Origin of the sequence: Methylorubrum pseudosasae (assembly GCF_029504475.1) — a bacterium.
Taxonomy (GTDB): Bacteria; Pseudomonadota; Alphaproteobacteria; order Rhizobiales; family Beijerinckiaceae; genus Methylobacterium; species Methylobacterium extorquens.
The window spans coordinates 1,204,996-1,220,185 of record NZ_JAQGDU010000002.1 but is presented as its reverse complement, the minus strand read 5'-3'; the positions used below and the strand labels follow the sequence as shown (position 1 = coordinate 1,220,185).

Here is a 15,190-nt window from a genome sequence, read left to right as displayed (position 1 = left end):
GAGGCCTTACACCTCTGCAGCGCTACTCGGAGCGTTGCTGTTGCTGAACAATCGATAGCAAGCTCGTATGTCTGCTTTCAGGCATTGTGAGGATGCGGTTTTAAGACCGGGGTGGGCGCGAAGCTGAATGTCCGGTTCCGGGTATCGAGTTGATGTCCGCTCATGGCGCACAGCCGAACAAGTGGCGCGCGAACTCCTGACCCTTTGCAGACCTGGCGGCTTGCCGGACGAGGCGTCTGCTCCGAGCGGGAAGCGGACCCTCCGGGGCGGTTGCGGCATTAGGATGTCGTGGACCATTACATGCTATCGGACGAGGGGCCTCTGCCTGCTTCAACGACGCCGAAGGCTACCTCGTCACCGCTGGCCACGCGGCCATCAAGGCGACCGAGGCTGAGTTCGTCGACTTGGAGGCATCCGAGTTCTCGACGGCGGTCAACCCCAGCATGGTGAAGCGCCTCGTATCGGAGCTTGCGACCGAGCGGTGAGACGACACCCCCGGTCGCCTCGGCTCGGGACCGCCTAGGCTTCCAGCTCCAGGTCGCCCTCGGGTTCGGCTTGGCAAGCGAGGATGTAGCCGTCCTCCCGGTCACCGTCGCTCAGCGCGTCCTGCACCGACATGCGAACGTTCCCAGCTCTCAGTTTCACCATGCAGGTTCCGCAGGTCCCTGAGCGACACCGAACGGGAGCACACCCGTATCTCAGTCTTGGTGACGGCGCGGGATCGTGCCATCCTCGCCATATGGACAGACTGAACGACGTTGCCGCCGGCATCCACATTGTTCGCGTCTACATGGACAGCGGCGTCGGCGGCATACCCACCGTGCAGCTTTGGGTGGCCGCCGTGCCTCGTGACCAAGCCGAGGAGGCCGTGCAGAAGGCGATTCCGGCGGGTTGGCGGGCGGAGTTGACCAGGGACACCCTGACTAAAGAGGCCGTCGCCCGCATGAACATCCTTGCTGGAGAGGTTCGGCAACTCGCCACCTAATTGGCCTCGCAGTGCCGTCCTCCTCGCGATAATTTGCCTGGGGATTAGAGACCGCACCGTCGCCGACTGGGTCGCCGAGGGCGAGACCACGACGGCGCTGTCCGGCGTGGCACTTGGGTGCTGACGATGGCGCGCGCCCAGTCCAGGCGATAGGGTCCACGCATGGCTGATCCTAACCCCACCGTCGGCGAACTGTTCAAGGCCAAGGTCGTCACCTATGACGATTTGAACGCGCTGGTCGACGCTGTGCTCGGCGGCCGGATGGAGGAGCGGGCGGAACTCGGCGAGGGCTACACGGTCGACGTGGCGGCCGCCGTCAAGGTAAACGCCTTCGCTACCGCTGTTCTGCGCGACAAGACGAGCACGACTGGCGCTAGGCGCACCGCCGCGCGCACTGCGATCCTACAGGCACGGGCGCAGAAGGCGTGAGGAAGACCAACCGGTAAGCTTATGACAACCCGGCCCCCTATGCCATCGGCCCCGCCATCAGCCGCCAGCCGTGATGCTCCTTCCCGTCCTCGCTGCCCTACCGCTATCTCATTCACATTGGCGTAAACGGAGGCAGCCGGCTCGCTAGCAGACGAGAGCCACGAGAAGGATTCAAGCGAACTCCCGAATGCGCGGAGATCCCTAGGCAGCGCTCGTCAGGCGCTTTGTGTTCTCGGCAACGTGCTCGCGGTATCGCGCGACGACCGCGTCCAGTGAGCCGCCCATCATTAGGCTGCCGCTAGCCTCGATCGAGGCGCTAATCTTCTCGCTGACCATCCGAGATGCCTCGGCCTGCGCCGCAGCTCCGCCCCATGACATCTTCACCAGGCGAAGCTCGACCACCCTCTGTGCCTCGAAGGCCAGCATCGCGACGGCAAAGGGATTGTACATGGAACACTCCGTGTCGGAACGAGAAAGGGCGGTCGAAAGGACCGCCCTCAGGTTGGCATCGTTAAGAAATTTACTGCCGGGCTTGGCGGCGGCAGCCGATCTCAGCGAGCCGGAGCGACGCTGGAGAAGGTCTGGCTGGCTTCGTTGACAGCACGGGCGGAGGTTTCGGTGATCGCCTTGCTGTCCTGGACCATGTGCTGCAGGCTCTCACGCATCAGATCGCTCTGGATGGTGGCGAACTCCTGAACCGTCTTGGCCTGAGTCAGCTTGGTGAGGCCGTCCAGATTGCGCTGGAATTGCTTCTGCCCAAGTTCGAACAGGCTGCGCGAGGCATCTTGGAGGGCTTGGCTCAGCACCGTGCCGCAGCGGGTGACCGCCTCGATGTTCTGCTTAGACTGCTGAGCCAGACGCTCACCGTCTTGGCCTGAGAAGCCCAGGGTCTTCGAGAAGCGATCAGCGGCCTCACGAGTGTGCTGGGAGGCTGTCTCGATGCTGTTCTGCATCACCTGCTTGGTGGTCTCGGTTGCCCGCTCGTGCAAGTCAACGATCTTGTTAGCGCCCTCACGAGCCGCATCGGAGAACTGCTTGTTCTGCTCGTTGGTCTTATCGGCAGCCTTGTCGAAATTAGCCTTTGCGGCCTCAGCGATGCGCGCGTCCTGACCGTTCTGCTTGGCGGTGCTGACGTTCTGTTCATGGGCCATGTGGGCTTCCTTCCAGTATTTATGAATATATTTCTACAAAGCAAGTAGACGAATTGGACCGTTCGCTTTGCTGGCGAAGCAATCTGCTGCGATTACTGCACTGCACCTAAGTCGTGCCTTTGTGGACTATTTCAACCCTCTGCGAGACGATTTTTCCACAATTGAAGAACGATAAAAATTATCAGGAATTATACTCGAATCTAACACGCTGGGTTCATTGCAGAATTACCTTCGGGCTGCGTTGATATCTTCGCACCCATGGCCGGACTGGTTGGCCGATGTGACGGGACTGACGACGGTGCATGTCATCCGGGCGGTGAAGGCGCTACGCACGGACGGACTCGTCAGGCTGGACGATCGCCGATTGGTGATCCAGAACTGGAGGCGCCTCTATGATGCGGCCGAGTTCGATCCGACCTACCTGCCCGGAGAACTGAGGTAGTCGGAAAACAAAGAGCCCCGCTGCGGCTGATTCGAGCGGGGTTTGAAGAGCCTCAGATTAGATCGATAGCCACGGACTGCACGACGTTGTCGTTGAGCGCAGGGTGATGATTGTCGATACGTACCGAGGCCCCCTTGCGCCTCGCCCACCTTATTGTCTCAGCCGTTCGGGCGGATCTTCGATCAATCCAAGCCTCATGACGTACAGGCGCGCCACGCCCATAGCGTCGTTGGGTGGGCTTCATGATTGCTCCAGTTCGTGCGGCGGAGGAACCTCGTTGGCCGACAGGTCAGTCCGAAATCGGACGGTAGCGGTATTCGGGGTCTGATTTGTGACGTGAGGCAGCCAGAGGAAGCTCCGCTGCGGCTGAGCGGAACGGGGCAAGGTGGGTATCGAGATGGAAGAGCCCGCTGGAGGGCGGGCATGAGGTAGACGGATAGCGGCGGGTCGATAGTCCGCCGCGTCACCCCGGCGCCGCACCTCTACACGAAAGTGCCCCCGTCCACCACCAATCCTCGAAGTACGGCCAGGTCCACTCAGGCGCCGGGCCGATGTCTGCAGATTGTTGGATGCCGCGGCCCCGATCTACGAGATGGAGATCTATTACAACGAGTTGCTGATCTTTATTTGGAGCAATTCGCCGAAAATCGTTCAATCCAGCAAGGCTATCAAAGGGGTGTATTTATATATAATATTTAGCTATGTCTCAATTTTATCTTTGTTGCTTTGATGCGAGTCAAATAATTCAATTTTCCGCGGATAAGTTAAAAATATTGTAGTATCGCACTGGTAGCATTGATACTTTGAAACTATCGCAAACCATCTTCCTGCCCGTATATGCATGGTGCCGCAAGATGGACACGGGTTCTGAAGCAATTCCTCGTACAGTTCTTTAGACAAAGTCATGATGCGATCCGTACTGCTGATAGAATTAAACTGAGTCCTGATATAATGTATGTTCTGGCAATATGCACGAGGTGATAACGAAATCGTGCTTTTATTTATGGATCAATTCGGTTGTAGCTCCAGCTAAAATACAATTCATTGAGCTTTGATAGGCGCTTCGGGTTAAAAACAGTCTCTGCGTCAGTTTTCGATCACTGCGGCGGCGGCCTACGCTCCACGCACGGTGCCCGCACCACCTCCTCAGGCGTCTCACGCGCGAACGTCGCGATCGGCCCGATGGTGATCTCTGTGCTTGCATGGGGCCGATCACCCGGCGCTGTGGCCACCGGGCTGATGCGCGTGCTCGGCCCGATGTATAGGTAGGCGCGGGCGTCATTTGCCGGTTTTCCGCTCGCGAGCAGGCCGGCCAGGGTGACGGCGACGAAGCAGGGGGTCACGGCCGCTCTCTCGTGCGACGGGTTCTCGATCGCCTTCTCGCGCTCGATCAGGCCGAGGATCGTCGCCGGGCATGGTTGGGCCATCTCGGTCATGGCCAATTCCGAGCCGAGCGCGGTCCTGAAGTGCGGCGCGATCCGCACCGCGATCCTGCTGGCGCGGGCGCAGAAGGCGTGATGGCGGCTGGGCGGTAGGCCTGGAGCAACCCACCTCCCCGATGCCGTCGGCCCCGCCATCAGCCGGCAGCCGAGATGCTCTTTCCCAAACTCGCGTTCGATCCGCTTCCCGCAGAGGCCGCCGAGTGGCGCAAGGCCTTCGGCGTCCTGCGCCCCAACTCTTCACCCTGTTGGTATTTCGGCGCCACCGCTTGGGCGAACATCCATGAGGCCTGCACGGACTTCATCGAGCGCTTCGGCGCTAAAGCCGTGCGCCCGGGCCGAGGCGACCTGCGACGGTGTGATAGAGTGGCGAGATGCGCTCCCGGTCCTGGCTCCTTGTTCTGCTTCTCGCCACGCCAGCCCACGCTGAGCCGTTCGTCGGCCGAGCCTCGATTGTCGATGGCGACACGCTCGACGTTCGTGGAACGCGCATCCGCCTTCACGGCATCGACGCGCCGGAAAGCGCCCAGCTCTGCAAGGACGCCGCCGGCAAGGACTACCGCTGCGGACAGGTGGCTGCTCTGGCTCTCGCGGATCACATCGGCAAACGCCTCGTAACATGTGATCCGCGCGAGACCAACCGCTACGGCCGAGTCGTCGCCGTTTGCCGGGCTGACGCGGAGGACTTGAACGCCTGGATGGTCGGACAAGGCCACGCCGTTGCGTACCGGCGCTACACCGAGGATTACGTCAACACTGAACTCACCGCGAAGGCGCTCCGGCACGGCATCTGGGCGGGCACGTTCCAAGATCCATCCGAGTGGCGACGAGCGAAGCGTGCCGGCGGTGAACGCTCGAGGCCTGAGACTGTCACGCCACCGAACAAGGCGAGTGGCTGCAACATCAAGGGCAACATTTCAGCCGGCGGAGAGCGGATCTATCACTTGCCCGGCTCGCGCGACTACGAGCGCACCCGCATCAACGACCGCGCTGGCGAGCGCCTGTTCTGCTCGGAGGACGAGGCAAAGGCGGCCGGCTGGCGGGCGCCGCGGGGCTGATGAGTGGCTAGCCGAGGCGCGCAGGTGCTTGGATCGCTGCAACCAAAATCCTCGCGCAGCAGTTGCTGGAGGCTTCCTGGGTGCATGCCCTACTGTTCTCCCGTACAGGCCTGAAGCCATGGACACCCCAAGCGTCCCGCCGAAGCGTGCGACCGAGCAAGACCGTCTTGTCGGAGAGCGCATCAAGGTGCTGCGCAAGTCCAAGGGGATTTCGCAGACCGGGCTCGGTAGCTCCATCGGCGTGACGTTCCAGCAGATCCAGAAGTACGAGAACGGCGTGAACCGAGTCGGCGCCAGCCGCCTGAGCGACATCGCTCGCGTGCTCGAAGTGCGAGTCTCGTCCTTCTACGATGCCGACGAGGGCGGAGGTGAGGACCGGGCCGAGGTGTTTGGTTTTCTACGCACTCATGGCGCCATCGATCTCCTGCACGCCTTCAGCGAGATTGAGGATGATCAACTGCGCCGCGAGGTTCTGGCGATTGTGCGCACGGTTGCTCGCATCGAGCAGGTGCGGGGCAGCTAGCGCACTGCCATGCAGGCCCGCGCTGGACCATGCGACCGCGATGGAGATCTACAAGGCTGTCGGGCAGGAAGCCGTAGCGGCCAGCGCCACTTACGACGACCGCATGGCGGAGGTGCGGAAGCGGATGCTCGCTGCGGCGCGCGGGGCTAATAGGTGCAGGAGGGCACAATGACGGAAGCCATTGAACACCTGAAGAACTGGTGCACCGATCAGCACAAGCTGTTGTCCAAAAACCTCGACCTCATGGAGAGGGGATTGCTCCATACGAGCGAAGGCCGCGTCGGCGGTGGCGTCGTCGATACAACACCCTAGCTCCCCCGACAGACCCGAGAGGCCGGGAGAAGGCATCTCGCCCTCGGCTCCCGGGACCTGCCGTCCAAATGATCTCGCCATGTCACGTGCATTGCTCCGTCGCCGGCGGAGGGCTCACCGAGTTCGCTGAGGTGCTTTTTGACATAGGCGGTCAGGACCGGCGTCAGCTGCCTCGGTTCGATCTTGAGCTCGTCGGCCATCTCGATCGCGACCCGGGCCGGCCACGCCAGCCAGGCATCTCGGAGCGCCCGGCCTTCCTCGAAGTACGCTGCCTCGGCTGCGGGTCGATCAACGAGCTTGCTGCCGCCCCGCTCGACGATCTGCTTCCGGTGGAGGCCGAGCCAGTTTTCCTTGCGCCGGACCGCAATGGCCGTCGGCAGGTTCGGGTCGTCGGGGTCGAAGGCATCTTCCTGGCCGCCGTCGCCATCGAGAGGCGCCGGGCGCGGATGCGGCTCGGGAGCGGGCTTCGGTGCCGGCTTCGGGGCTGCGTCGGCGTGAGAGGCGTTGTTACCGTCCTTGGCCCTCACCGAGCGATGGGTTACACCGCCCCGATAGGTCGTTGGCCGCTGGTCGAGGTTCCACTCGGTGGCTTCCACATCCACGCGGCCGGTGCCGTCGAGAACAAGTAAGCCCTTCTGCTTCCAAGTGGTTACGGCCTTGCGCGAGACGCCGCGGTGACGGGCGAACTCGGCTTGGCTGAGGAATTTTGGTCCGCTCGCTTCGGCCATGGGCGCTGTTACCTGTTACCCTGTTGCCGGGCTTCACGACCTTGGCGCTAGGAAAGCTGGGGGCCCCCGACCACCCGTATAGTTTTGGGGATGCCAGGGTCCCCCGGGCTGCAGGGCAGCGATCGCGCAGTAGCAGGTTTTCCCCTGCCGCCCCCTGGGATGCGTTACGGTGCATCTCAGCCCGCCAAAGCTGTCGTGCGAAAAGGAGGGCACACCATGCGATTTGAATGCGACCGAGACGGCGCATGGATTGTCGATCCGGCATCCCTTGCCAGTAAGCTCGGAATGACAGCGGCCAGTCTTCAGAGCCAGGAGCGTCGCGGGTTGGTCGGCAGCCGTGTCGAAATCGGAAGTGGCTCCGATGAAGGCCGCGCTCGTGTGACGGTTACGACCGAATATTCCGGCTGGCAGGGGCTTTTCGATGCAGACGGCGCTCTCATGGGCGAGCGCTTTTTCGAACCTGCAGGTACCGATGTCACCGCGTCGACCGGGTTGAGCGGCAGACATTAGGCCGCTGATAGTGCCAACCTCAGTCTCCGCCGCCCGACGATCCGCCCTCGCTGCAGGACGACCCACTGTCCAAGTAGGACGACGAGGTGGTGCAGCTATCGAAGGACGAGTGATCCGACACACGCCGTAGCTCGGCGCGATTGAGGAGAGCGGGCTCAACACCATGCCCGAGGGCGAGGCCGGGTTCATCTGGCTGTCGTTCGCTGCCGACCGGGATAAGCCAGAGGCATCGAGAAGCCGCGCGCAGCGCAGGCGGTTCTCCTGCTCCTCTCGGCGCCGACACTCTTTCTCGCGACGCTTACGGCCGAAGATGCCGAACATGCTAGCCCTCCCGTGCGGTGCTACGCCCTACTTACCTTCGCGCCATGCAAATCTGCCCAGATCTCAACTAGCTTGCCCCGCCGGCCTGTGCCTGCGATCTAATGATCTCCACTAGCGTCAGAGAAAAATCAATGGCTTGGTCGGTCGAGATACTGAACGACTAGGCCGACGATATCGAGTATTACATTGCCGTCGGCGGCGAACGCGAAGCGCGAACATACGCCAATGAACAGAAGTCGTTGGGACGGGTCATCCTTGCGATAAAAAATCACGCAGGCAATCTGGTGTTGGACAGATATTACCTTCTGCCAGCTAGCCGCCGCCCTGTGAGCGAACGCGCCTACCCCCGGAAAATGTAGAGTTGAGCTTGGTTGTGATCCCAGGGGGGAGATTGCCGAACCGAATCATAGGCCGCAGAGGCGGGTGCGGCCCGTCGGTGTCCAGTCCACCGCGGCGCTAGTGGCTGGACGACCCGCATGGCATACCGGTGCTATGACGAACGAAGTCCCGCACCCCTATTCCATCACGGTCGAGCCGCTGAAGAAACCCGAAGGCCATTTCGGATGGACCCTCAGGAAGCACGGTAAGCTGACCGAGAGGTCCGACCGTTCGTTCCCCACCGAGGCCAAGGCGTTCGAGAACGCGTTGAGAGCGATTGAGAAAGATCAGACTGGGTTCGGGAGCCGATAGGCTTCTGAGAGCTGTATAGCGGCACGGGCCGCAAGCCCGCAGCCAGCCTCACTTCTGCGGTGAAACTGCCTCAGTCGCGGGGGGCATGTTGTTCTTCACGAGGTACTTCACACCGCGATCGAACGAGGTGTCGTTGTTGCCGCGAATGTCGACACTATAAGCTTGCTCGGGCGTGTCGGCCTTCAGATCCTTCACGTAGACGTTGATATTGAGGATCAAGTTGGAGACCTTCTGGATCTCGCCAGTGATCGCAACGTCCGCATTGAGTTTGCGAGCATAATCTTCGGCGCATCCGCCGCACTTGCGCAGGTCGGAACTCTTCTCGACCTCAGCCCTCACGGGATCCGTGGACACGATCTGATAGCGACCGCTCTCCTGTAGCTGCTGACGTAGCAGATCGGTGAGGGGGCCGAGGCGGGCTTGGTCCTCATCGGTTGGACTTTGGGCGCCGAGGTTCGCAAGCTGGAAGTCGAAAACAGCAGCTTTGGGTGGCTCGGCATGTGCAGCTTTGGACACGAGCAGTACTGCCGAGACTGCCACCAAAAATTGATGTGGGCTCATTTATATTCCTCCTGAGACTTTTGTCTCCTGAAGGAACGCGCGAACGAGAGATAGGTCGCATCCAGGGTGCCGAGACGCAGGGCGGGAGTGGTGAGGCGGCCGAGCTCTACGAACCCTTGCCTAAGTGCGCCCGCTCGCAGTTCACACCCGCAACGGTTTGCAAATCATCCGCCATGGCATATCCGAAGCTCGGCCGTTTCCGCGGTCACATTTTTAAGGAGTTCGGATGACTTCAGACACGCAGCTCGATCGCTCTGCCTCGCCGCTCGCCTCTGTCTCGAACCAGATCCACCCAAGCGAACCTAATCAAATGATCCATCAGCTTGCCGAGGGCGCAGATGCCCTGCCGAAGGACGGCAGCAAGCCGACTGCACCGCCGACGAATGCGTTCGAAGGATTTGGGTCCTTCGCCTGATAGGCCTCGTCACCCGCCTGCTACGGTAGCGCCAATAACTGCAGCAGGCTGCTTCAACCCTCGTCACCGCTCCACTTGCATGCGGGCGACCTGGCTCAAGCTGGGCTTGTCGGATGACGCAGCGGCTCATGATGCGCGGGGGATGAAAAAGCCCCGCAGCGGGTCATCCGCTCGGGGCGCATCTTTCCAATCGTGAGAAGCGGCAGGGCCTATGGCGGCCTCACGTTCGTTCTCGCACTCGACCCGCGCATATTCTTCGTTGATCGGTGCGGGACAGACAATAGTGGCGCTCTATCCGAAGTCAATCACGCGATAGCCGTCATGCAGCTCAAATTCATATTCTCGGACCTGGGACCGATCGCAATCTCAGGAGCTTGACCGTCAGAGGATGGCTTAAGGTGGAAAGCGACGGTTCGGCCGGTGGATGCTGAACGGCAGGATCGCGGCACTCCCGGACCTTCAATAAGGGCTGCTGAATTGCAAGTTCGTTGCCTTACCTCACCACAGCGATGTTGGGACGCATTACCTTCAGTATTGGCTCGTTCCGGCCTCGCTCACGCAGAGCACGAATCCAGTCGACTCAGTTGAGTGCACCGCGCAGGTGCCCGCCGCCTGGATGAAGAGCGTTGTCGACATGCCGCATCCAACATTTTGAAAGCAGCAGGCTGCTAGGCAAAATCCTTTGGCCCATTGTTCCTAAAGTCGTATTGATGCTTCCGCACATTGAGGCTTTTTGCCGCCTCCATCGCCCCGGACCGCCCTGGCCCGAAACGACAGAGAAGCATGTTCACTCTGTCTCGCGAAACGTGATATTTTATATTCAATTCTTCCAATATGTCCGCAAAATCATCTTCATTACATTCTTGGGCCTTCAATGCAGCAGCAAGAGAATCCGCCTTGATCATCATCATGAGATCTCGCTTTATCTCGAATGTTGATGGAAGTCGCACTTTACGTCCGAACCGCAGTATTGTCGCCATGAATTCCATCCATATATTGAGTATACGCCAAATTCTGGCCATATGAGAGGAAAGGATTCAGCATATATTTTATGTTCCTCAAAAACAACGCCTCGAGACATCGTTCGTTCCTCAAACTTTTGTCAATGATCGCCTAAAGAAAAATACGATTATTTCTGACATTAATATTTCATAGGGGTTGAATGCGAACCAATGATCACCAAATATTCAGCTGAATGAATTGCCAGTTTTATATCAAAGGGTCAATCTATGAGCATATCTGTGTTCAGGCCCCCGATCTTCGGTGGCAAGGTTGAACCGGCAAACCCAAATCAGAAGGCTTCACGCCTCGATCGGGGAAAGCCGGAGGAGATAACTAAATCAGAAACAAAACAACCTGAGGTGTCCAGCTCGGCCTGGTACCATGACGCGGCTATCCGGGGGGAACTCGGCCCAAATCGTAGCAAAAAACGTTAGCATTACATTTGCGATGCCGGCGGCTATAATAACAATATATACTTAGTATACCGCCGATAAATCTGGAGAGATGGAGCTGATCATGGCACTCCCAAGATTGACAGGCTTGGAGTATTACTGGTTTGGGAAAAGTCAATCACTTGTGTCGGCGTACTCACGACATCGAAGCATGGAACTCGGACCAGCTGTCGCAGATGTAGTTCTCGCGATAAAAATAGATGCAAAAACATGCTATACTGGCCATCAATCATTGCGGCGACTCGCCGAACGTCTAGACAACGAATCAGTCGACGCTGCGTTCATGGAAGCGCTGGCGGTACCTAATGACGGGAAGAATGTAGAAAATAATCGCCGTGTGGAAGCGATGCGTTGTCTTTCATCCATGTTTTTCGTGACAGCCGACGAACTCCAAGCAGAAAAAGAGCGGCTGTAATTTGGTACAGGCCCGATCCTGTTTAACGTTCCGATAGCTGCCCTCGCTAGCAATTAGGAAATTTAATGCAATGACTAGCATCGGTAAGCGGTCTATGCTTAGATATCTTGGTACGATACGTGGACGGGGGGATCTCACGATTGGGGATGATCTGCTCAACCTCGGCATCGTCAGCTATGAGATCGATAGCTATCTCGACCGAAATACATATTCTGGAGACGGGCAGATTGAGGGCGATACCGCGCAGTTTGATGCGAGCTTTCGACGCCGGTGCCGCCCGCATTTTTTTGTCCAAAGGCCGATCTGTCGGGGTCGTACTCGCTGACCCAAAGGGCAGTTCAGCGGTCGAAATTGTGATTCAAGGCCGGCTGCCGCTCTGATTACCGCAAATATCGGGCCTATCAAAGCGGTTACTATGCTCCAAAAGTCTGTGCGAGCGGCTAATTTGCTCCCCGCGTGTTTTCTATAAGTATTTCTGACGGCCATCAGTAGATATCACCTGCAATTGCTCTCACCAAAGTTCGGGATTGATCTGTCGGAAGCCGGGCCATCGCCGCCCGCTCCACACGCCGATGACATAAGTGTGCGATTTGCGGGTTACATCAAGCATTCCACATTGCTGCGGTGGCGATCGAAGCCTGACCGGACGTACCGCCATAAACGCTGCAATGGGCTAGGCGGCATCGGGCGATGAACGCCTTTGTTGAGCAGTTTGAGGAGGCGTTCGTGCACAGAAATGAAGGCTCTGGCACGGAGGTCGCCACCGATGCTCTGCTGCGGAGCATGGTTGAGAGCGAGCGCGTTGGCCTAACCTTCAGTGCCGTGCGCGACGGAGGAGTACTCACTACATGGCAGGTACCCGGAAGGGCACAGCTTGGGCCGGATCTCGGCCGTGTCGGCGCAGACCTAACTGGAGATTCCTACTGGAAGGAACTCCTCCGGCTCGGCGAGCGTATTCACGCTGTTGGCGGCCTTGATGCCTTAGATGAAGCCAACATGTACATTGTGCATATGGATCCCCAGCATTCAGACTGGCGCGCCATGGTGCTGGAGAGCGTATGGTTTAATATTGGTCGTGAATAGTAGTAAGATAACTGCCAGCAATCCGCACCCGTTGTCTCGTCCTCAGGTCGTTACTTTCCTTGCGAGGTGCCTGATCTAAATCCTGGATGGGATCTTAAGCGGCCCTCGTAGGGGGAACGGTGCGTAGACTTAATTTGAAATGGTGTATCACGCCACCCTCTGTATGTCCTCGATCGGCAGCCGATAGTCGAATGGCGAGCCCATCACTTCCAGGGAGATGACACCAACGGCGCCGCCCTCTGCAGTGCCGACGAACTTTCCGACGAAGCCGCTGAACAGGCCCGAGCTAGCCCGCACCTCCTCACCCACCTGCATGCCGGCGAGCGGCGTGAGGTTCGTGCGCCCTGGCCGAACCTGAGCGCTCGATTGACGAGCGAGTGCGTCGGAAAGCATGGAACATGGAGCCTCGGGCAACGGCAGTGGCACGTCACCGCGAACGAGGCCTCAGCTCACCGCCTCCTCGCAGGAAGGCAGCGCTTCGACACCCGCCAGGACACCCCGCCCGACGCGTTTCGCGTGTGACCACGACTGACGGCACGTCTCCTGGCTCGCGGGTCGCAGCCCTCTCACCGTCTTCCCGGGCGAGGCTGCCCAGTGACATGGTGGCGGAAGGCTCGACGCTTACAGTTGCGGGGGCAGCCGCGGCATCAGGTTACCCCTCACCGCGTTCCCTTTTGATCCCCGAGGGGAACCGTCACGCGCATGTTACCGCCATCGTCTGCGCAATCCGTCGCTTTGCAGCAACACCATACACAAAACCCTTTTCGTACCCAACCGTGGGCACGGCTCGACCGCCTCCCCTGCGGTGACCCGCGAAGGTCCACTTTTACTTTGATAGTGGCTTAGGTTCCGGACCCATAAGTTTGGCTTGGCGGGTGTGCCTGTGATTTCTTCCGGGTGAGGGAGGAGCCAATGGGCGAGTTCTGGTTGACCGACGAGCAGTTTGCAAAGATCGCACCGCACCTTCCGACAGACACCCGGGGTAAGGAGCGCGTCGACGACCGACGTGTGATCAGCGGGATCATCCACGTGTTGAAGTCGGGCGGGCGTTGGACGGACGCCCCGCGTGAGATCTACGGCCCGAAGAAGACCCTCTACAATCGCTTCGTGCGCTGGGCGGCCAAGGGGATCTGGAGGGATCTGTTCGAGACCCTGGCCCGGGCCGGTTGGCCCCCCTCCCAGGTGCTGATCGACTCCTCGGCCGTGAAGGCGCATCGCTGCGCCTCCGGTGGAAAGGGGGGGAGCAAAGCCATGCCATCGGCCGCTCGCGGGGTGGACGCACCACCAAGATCCACGCGCTCACCGACCGGTTCTGCCGCCCGCTCGCCTTCCTGCTGACGGGCGGTCAGGTGGCGGACTGCAAGGCGGGGGCACAGCTCTTGGAGGGCGCGCCAGCGTGCCGGATCATGTTGGCCGACAAAGGGCTACGACAGCGACGCCATCCGCCGTCAGATCGAGGCGACCGGGGGCGGCGCCCAACATCCCGCCCAAGTCCAACCGGCGATGGAAGCCGTGCTTCTCCCCCGTCCTGTACAAGGGCCGCAACGCCATCGAGCGGATGTTCGGGCGCCTCAAGGACTTCCGCCGCATCGCCACCCGATACGACCGGCTGGCAGCCAACTACCTGGCGGCCGTCTGCATCGCCGCTACCGTCAGCTACTGGTTATGAGTCCGGAGCCTAATACTCAGACGGCTTCGTAGGTCTGCTCGGGGTCGAGAGCGGCGGTTCAGCGCCTGCCAACCCAATGTCGGCTCGTGGCGCGTAGCCGACCAGTCGGCATGCTAACTCCTGACCCCAAGCGGACATTCGAGGTGCTGCCGCTAAAGGTCCGGACGGGAGCGGCGACCAGAGCTTGGCGCTTCGTCCGGCAGCAGAAGTTCCGTGTCCGACCCATGACGGTCGACAATCGACCTGCTCAGCCTGCTTGGAAGAGGGCGTAGATGCGCTCGGCTGGAACATGATCCGCTTTGGACGAGAAAGCAGCATCGCATGTCACATCCGAGTCGCTCGGCTCGTCATGGCTTTGAACGTCGATCTCTGGCGCTCCGAGCACAAGGAAATGACATGAGCGAGAACAAGCGACTGGTCTGGAACGAGGTGGCTCCGCAGGGTGCCAAAGCGCTTTATGGCATTCACCACTACATCACCACTGGCACCGATCTACCCAATGAGCTGATCCATCTCGTCTTTCTGCGAGTGTCGCAGATTAACGGCTGCGCGCACTGCATCGACTTGCACACCCGGGATCTCCTTAACACGATGCCATTCGAGAAGGTCGCCCTGGTTCCGGTCTGGGCCGAGGTACCCCACCTGTTTTCTGACCAATACCGCGCCGCGCTCGCGTGGGCGGAGGAAGTCACGCTGGTCAGCGATACGCACGCTTCCGATGAGGCCTATGCGGCCGCAAGCACAGCCTTCGCGCCCAAGGATCTAGTGGACCTCACAATCACCATCGCCGCGATGAACGCGTTCAACCGCCTCGGTGCACCCTTCCGCCTCCCGGTCCAGGCGAAACATTAGTCGGTTCTGCGCTCTGTCAGGGGCGGCGCCAGCGCCGTCCCATTCCTGCGGATGTCAATTGATCTCCGGCGGCAGTTCCACGTCTCATGTCGCTAATTTTTTTCTGGGGCATGTCACATTGGGACCGACCCGCCTCGTCATTTGTTCGACGGA

Annotated in this window: 20 protein-coding genes, 2 pseudogenes and 1 riboswitch; of the genes and pseudogenes, 14 read left to right on the top strand and 8 right to left on the bottom strand. The window is 59.9% G+C overall.

Features of this window, described 5'->3' with window-relative positions:
• Positions 1-519: 519 nt before the first annotated feature.
• The gene (locus tag M2437_RS06615) at positions 520-771 is read right to left on the bottom strand and encodes a 2Fe-2S iron-sulfur cluster-binding protein (protein ID WP_277570408.1); all 252 of its coding nucleotides are present in this window, start codon (positions 769-771) and stop codon (positions 520-522) included.
• On the opposite strand from M2437_RS06615, the gene M2437_RS06610 reads away from it, so the two are divergent.
• Together M2437_RS06610 and M2437_RS06605 are read left to right on the top strand one after the other, a co-directional pair.
• On the top strand, positions 740-985 hold the full coding sequence (locus M2437_RS06610) for a hypothetical protein (RefSeq protein ID WP_253386887.1): 246 nt from the start codon (positions 740-742) through the stop codon (positions 983-985). The genes M2437_RS06615 and M2437_RS06610 overlap by 32 nt on opposite strands.
• 162 nt (positions 986-1,147) lie before the next feature.
• Positions 1,148-1,414: a hypothetical protein gene (locus tag M2437_RS06605; protein ID WP_253386886.1), complete on the top strand. Its 267-nt coding sequence runs from the start codon at positions 1,148-1,150 to the stop codon at positions 1,412-1,414.
• Positions 1,415-1,615: 201 nt separating this feature from the next.
• On the opposite strand, the gene M2437_RS06600 is transcribed toward M2437_RS06605, so the two are convergent.
• Both M2437_RS06600 and M2437_RS06595 read right to left on the bottom strand, forming a co-directional pair.
• Positions 1,616-1,864 carry a hypothetical protein gene (locus M2437_RS06600; RefSeq protein WP_056153845.1) on the bottom strand — a complete coding sequence of 83 codons (249 nt, stop codon included), beginning with the start codon at positions 1,862-1,864 and terminating at the stop codon, positions 1,616-1,618.
• Between the two features lie 101 nt (positions 1,865-1,965).
• Positions 1,966-2,565: a phasin family protein gene (locus M2437_RS06595; RefSeq protein WP_209687998.1), complete on the bottom strand. Its 600-nt coding sequence runs from the start codon at positions 2,563-2,565 to the stop codon at positions 1,966-1,968.
• A 280-nt stretch (positions 2,566-2,845) separates the two neighbouring features.
• Here M2437_RS06595 and M2437_RS06590 point away from each other — a divergent pair, with 280 nt between their 5' ends.
• Entirely contained in the window at positions 2,846-3,007 is a 162-nt protein-coding gene (locus M2437_RS06590) for a helix-turn-helix domain-containing protein (RefSeq protein WP_277570234.1), read from the top strand.
• A 1,097-nt stretch (positions 3,008-4,104) separates the two neighbouring features.
• Here the strand turns inward: M2437_RS06590 and M2437_RS06585 are convergent.
• Positions 4,105-4,491, bottom strand: coding sequence for a hypothetical protein (locus tag M2437_RS06585; protein WP_253389696.1), 387 nt, complete (start codon positions 4,489-4,491; stop codon positions 4,105-4,107).
• Positions 4,492-4,599: 108 nt separating this feature from the next.
• Between M2437_RS06585 and M2437_RS06580 the strand changes: the two are divergent.
• The 4 genes and pseudogenes from M2437_RS06580 to M2437_RS06565 all read left to right on the top strand — a co-directional run.
• Positions 4,600-4,785 (top strand): annotated as a pseudogene (locus M2437_RS06580) (hypothetical protein); the annotation flags it as partial.
• Positions 4,786-4,820: 35 nt separating this feature from the next.
• Positions 4,821-5,504, top strand: coding sequence for a thermonuclease family protein (locus M2437_RS06575; RefSeq protein WP_253386885.1), 684 nt, complete (start codon positions 4,821-4,823; stop codon positions 5,502-5,504).
• 118 nt (positions 5,505-5,622) lie between these two features.
• Complete coding sequence (locus M2437_RS06570) at positions 5,623-6,027, top strand: helix-turn-helix domain-containing protein (RefSeq protein WP_253386884.1); 405 nt, start codon at positions 5,623-5,625, stop codon at positions 6,025-6,027.
• A gap of 168 nt (positions 6,028-6,195) precedes the next feature.
• Positions 6,196-6,339, top strand: a complete 144-nt coding sequence (locus M2437_RS06565) for a hypothetical protein (protein ID WP_253386883.1) — start codon at positions 6,196-6,198, stop codon at positions 6,337-6,339.
• Here M2437_RS06565 and M2437_RS06560 read toward each other — a convergent pair.
• A complete protein-coding gene (locus M2437_RS06560; protein WP_253386882.1) occupies positions 6,336-7,067 on the bottom strand; it encodes a hypothetical protein in 732 nt (243 codons plus the stop codon). The two genes, M2437_RS06565 and M2437_RS06560, sit on opposite strands and share 4 nt — an antisense overlap.
• Positions 7,068-7,283: 216 nt before the next feature.
• Between M2437_RS06560 and M2437_RS06555 the strand changes: the two genes are divergently transcribed.
• Positions 7,284-7,577: a DUF6522 family protein gene (locus M2437_RS06555; RefSeq protein ID WP_253386881.1), complete on the top strand. Its 294-nt coding sequence runs from the start codon at positions 7,284-7,286 to the stop codon at positions 7,575-7,577.
• 813 nt (positions 7,578-8,390) lie between these two features.
• Positions 8,391-8,588, top strand: a complete 198-nt coding sequence (locus tag M2437_RS06550; RefSeq protein ID WP_056462803.1) for a hypothetical protein — start codon at positions 8,391-8,393, stop codon at positions 8,586-8,588.
• A 48-nt stretch (positions 8,589-8,636) separates the two neighbouring features.
• Here the strand turns inward: M2437_RS06550 and M2437_RS06545 are convergent, their stop codons facing one another.
• The gene (locus M2437_RS06545; protein WP_253386880.1) at positions 8,637-9,149 is read right to left on the bottom strand and encodes a DUF3280 domain-containing protein; all 513 of its coding nucleotides are present in this window, start codon (positions 9,147-9,149) and stop codon (positions 8,637-8,639) included.
• A 226-nt stretch (positions 9,150-9,375) separates the two neighbouring features.
• On the opposite strand from M2437_RS06545, the gene M2437_RS06540 reads away from it, so the two are divergent.
• Positions 9,376-9,564, top strand: coding sequence for a hypothetical protein (locus M2437_RS06540; protein WP_253386879.1), 189 nt, complete (start codon positions 9,376-9,378; stop codon positions 9,562-9,564).
• Between the two features lie 668 nt (positions 9,565-10,232).
• On the opposite strand, the gene M2437_RS06535 is transcribed toward M2437_RS06540, so the two are convergent.
• Positions 10,233-10,475, bottom strand: coding sequence for a hypothetical protein (locus M2437_RS06535; RefSeq protein ID WP_253386878.1), 243 nt, complete (start codon positions 10,473-10,475; stop codon positions 10,233-10,235).
• A gap of 694 nt (positions 10,476-11,169) precedes the next feature.
• Between M2437_RS06535 and M2437_RS06530 the strand changes: the two genes are divergently transcribed.
• Both M2437_RS06530 and M2437_RS06525 read left to right on the top strand, forming a co-directional pair.
• A complete protein-coding gene (locus M2437_RS06530) occupies positions 11,170-11,433 on the top strand; it encodes a hypothetical protein (protein ID WP_253386877.1) in 264 nt (87 codons plus the stop codon).
• A 690-nt stretch (positions 11,434-12,123) separates the two neighbouring features.
• Positions 12,124-12,516 carry a hypothetical protein gene (locus M2437_RS06525; RefSeq protein WP_253386875.1) on the top strand — a complete coding sequence of 131 codons (393 nt, stop codon included), beginning with the start codon at positions 12,124-12,126 and terminating at the stop codon, positions 12,514-12,516.
• Positions 12,517-12,663: 147 nt separating this feature from the next.
• Here the strand turns inward: M2437_RS06525 and M2437_RS06520 are convergent, their stop codons facing one another.
• The gene (locus M2437_RS06520) at positions 12,664-12,909 is read right to left on the bottom strand and encodes a hypothetical protein (RefSeq protein ID WP_253386874.1); all 246 of its coding nucleotides are present in this window, start codon (positions 12,907-12,909) and stop codon (positions 12,664-12,666) included.
• A 123-nt stretch (positions 12,910-13,032) separates the two neighbouring features.
• A riboswitch (cobalamin riboswitch) is annotated at positions 13,033-13,227 on the bottom strand.
• Between the two features lie 201 nt (positions 13,228-13,428).
• On the opposite strand from M2437_RS06520, the pseudogene M2437_RS06515 reads away from it, so the two are divergent.
• Both M2437_RS06515 and M2437_RS06510 read left to right on the top strand, forming a co-directional pair.
• Positions 13,429-14,185 (top strand): annotated as a pseudogene (locus M2437_RS06515) (IS5-like element ISMex15 family transposase).
• A gap of 396 nt (positions 14,186-14,581) precedes the next feature.
• Positions 14,582-15,037 (top strand): carboxymuconolactone decarboxylase family protein, encoded by a 456-nt coding sequence (locus M2437_RS06510; protein ID WP_253386873.1) that lies wholly within the window; start codon positions 14,582-14,584, stop codon positions 15,035-15,037.
• The last annotated feature ends 153 nt before the right edge of the window (positions 15,038-15,190 follow it).

Coding starts and splice junctions, on each gene's coding strand:
- M2437_RS06610 (WP_253386887.1), top strand. CDS start 740: ATGGACAGACTGAACGACGTTGCCGCCGGCATCCACATTGTTCGCGTC.
- M2437_RS06615 (WP_277570408.1), bottom strand. CDS start 771: ATGCCGGCGGCAACGTCGTTCAGTCTGTCCATATGGCGAGGATGGCAC.
- M2437_RS06605 (WP_253386886.1), top strand. CDS start 1,148: ATGGCTGATCCTAACCCCACCGTCGGCGAACTGTTCAAGGCCAAGGTC.
- M2437_RS06600 (WP_056153845.1), bottom strand. CDS start 1,864: ATGTACAATCCCTTTGCCGTCGCGATGCTGGCCTTCGAGGCACAGAGG.
- M2437_RS06595 (WP_209687998.1), bottom strand. CDS start 2,565: ATGGCCCATGAACAGAACGTCAGCACCGCCAAGCAGAACGGTCAGGAC.
- M2437_RS06575 (WP_253386885.1), top strand. CDS start 4,821: ATGCGCTCCCGGTCCTGGCTCCTTGTTCTGCTTCTCGCCACGCCAGCC.
- M2437_RS06570 (WP_253386884.1), top strand. CDS start 5,623: ATGGACACCCCAAGCGTCCCGCCGAAGCGTGCGACCGAGCAAGACCGT.
- M2437_RS06565 (WP_253386883.1), top strand. CDS start 6,196: ATGACGGAAGCCATTGAACACCTGAAGAACTGGTGCACCGATCAGCAC.
- M2437_RS06560 (WP_253386882.1), bottom strand. CDS start 7,067: ATGGCCGAAGCGAGCGGACCAAAATTCCTCAGCCAAGCCGAGTTCGCC.
- M2437_RS06555 (WP_253386881.1), top strand. CDS start 7,284: ATGCGATTTGAATGCGACCGAGACGGCGCATGGATTGTCGATCCGGCA.
- M2437_RS06550 (WP_056462803.1), top strand. CDS start 8,391: ATGACGAACGAAGTCCCGCACCCCTATTCCATCACGGTCGAGCCGCTG.
- M2437_RS06545 (WP_253386880.1), bottom strand. CDS start 9,149: ATGAGCCCACATCAATTTTTGGTGGCAGTCTCGGCAGTACTGCTCGTG.
- M2437_RS06540 (WP_253386879.1), top strand. CDS start 9,376: ATGACTTCAGACACGCAGCTCGATCGCTCTGCCTCGCCGCTCGCCTCT.
- M2437_RS06535 (WP_253386878.1), bottom strand. CDS start 10,475: ATGATGATGATCAAGGCGGATTCTCTTGCTGCTGCATTGAAGGCCCAA.
- M2437_RS06530 (WP_253386877.1), top strand. CDS start 11,170: ATGGAACTCGGACCAGCTGTCGCAGATGTAGTTCTCGCGATAAAAATA.
- M2437_RS06525 (WP_253386875.1), top strand. CDS start 12,124: ATGAACGCCTTTGTTGAGCAGTTTGAGGAGGCGTTCGTGCACAGAAAT.
- M2437_RS06520 (WP_253386874.1), bottom strand. CDS start 12,909: ATGCTTTCCGACGCACTCGCTCGTCAATCGAGCGCTCAGGTTCGGCCA.
- M2437_RS06510 (WP_253386873.1), top strand. CDS start 14,582: ATGAGCGAGAACAAGCGACTGGTCTGGAACGAGGTGGCTCCGCAGGGT.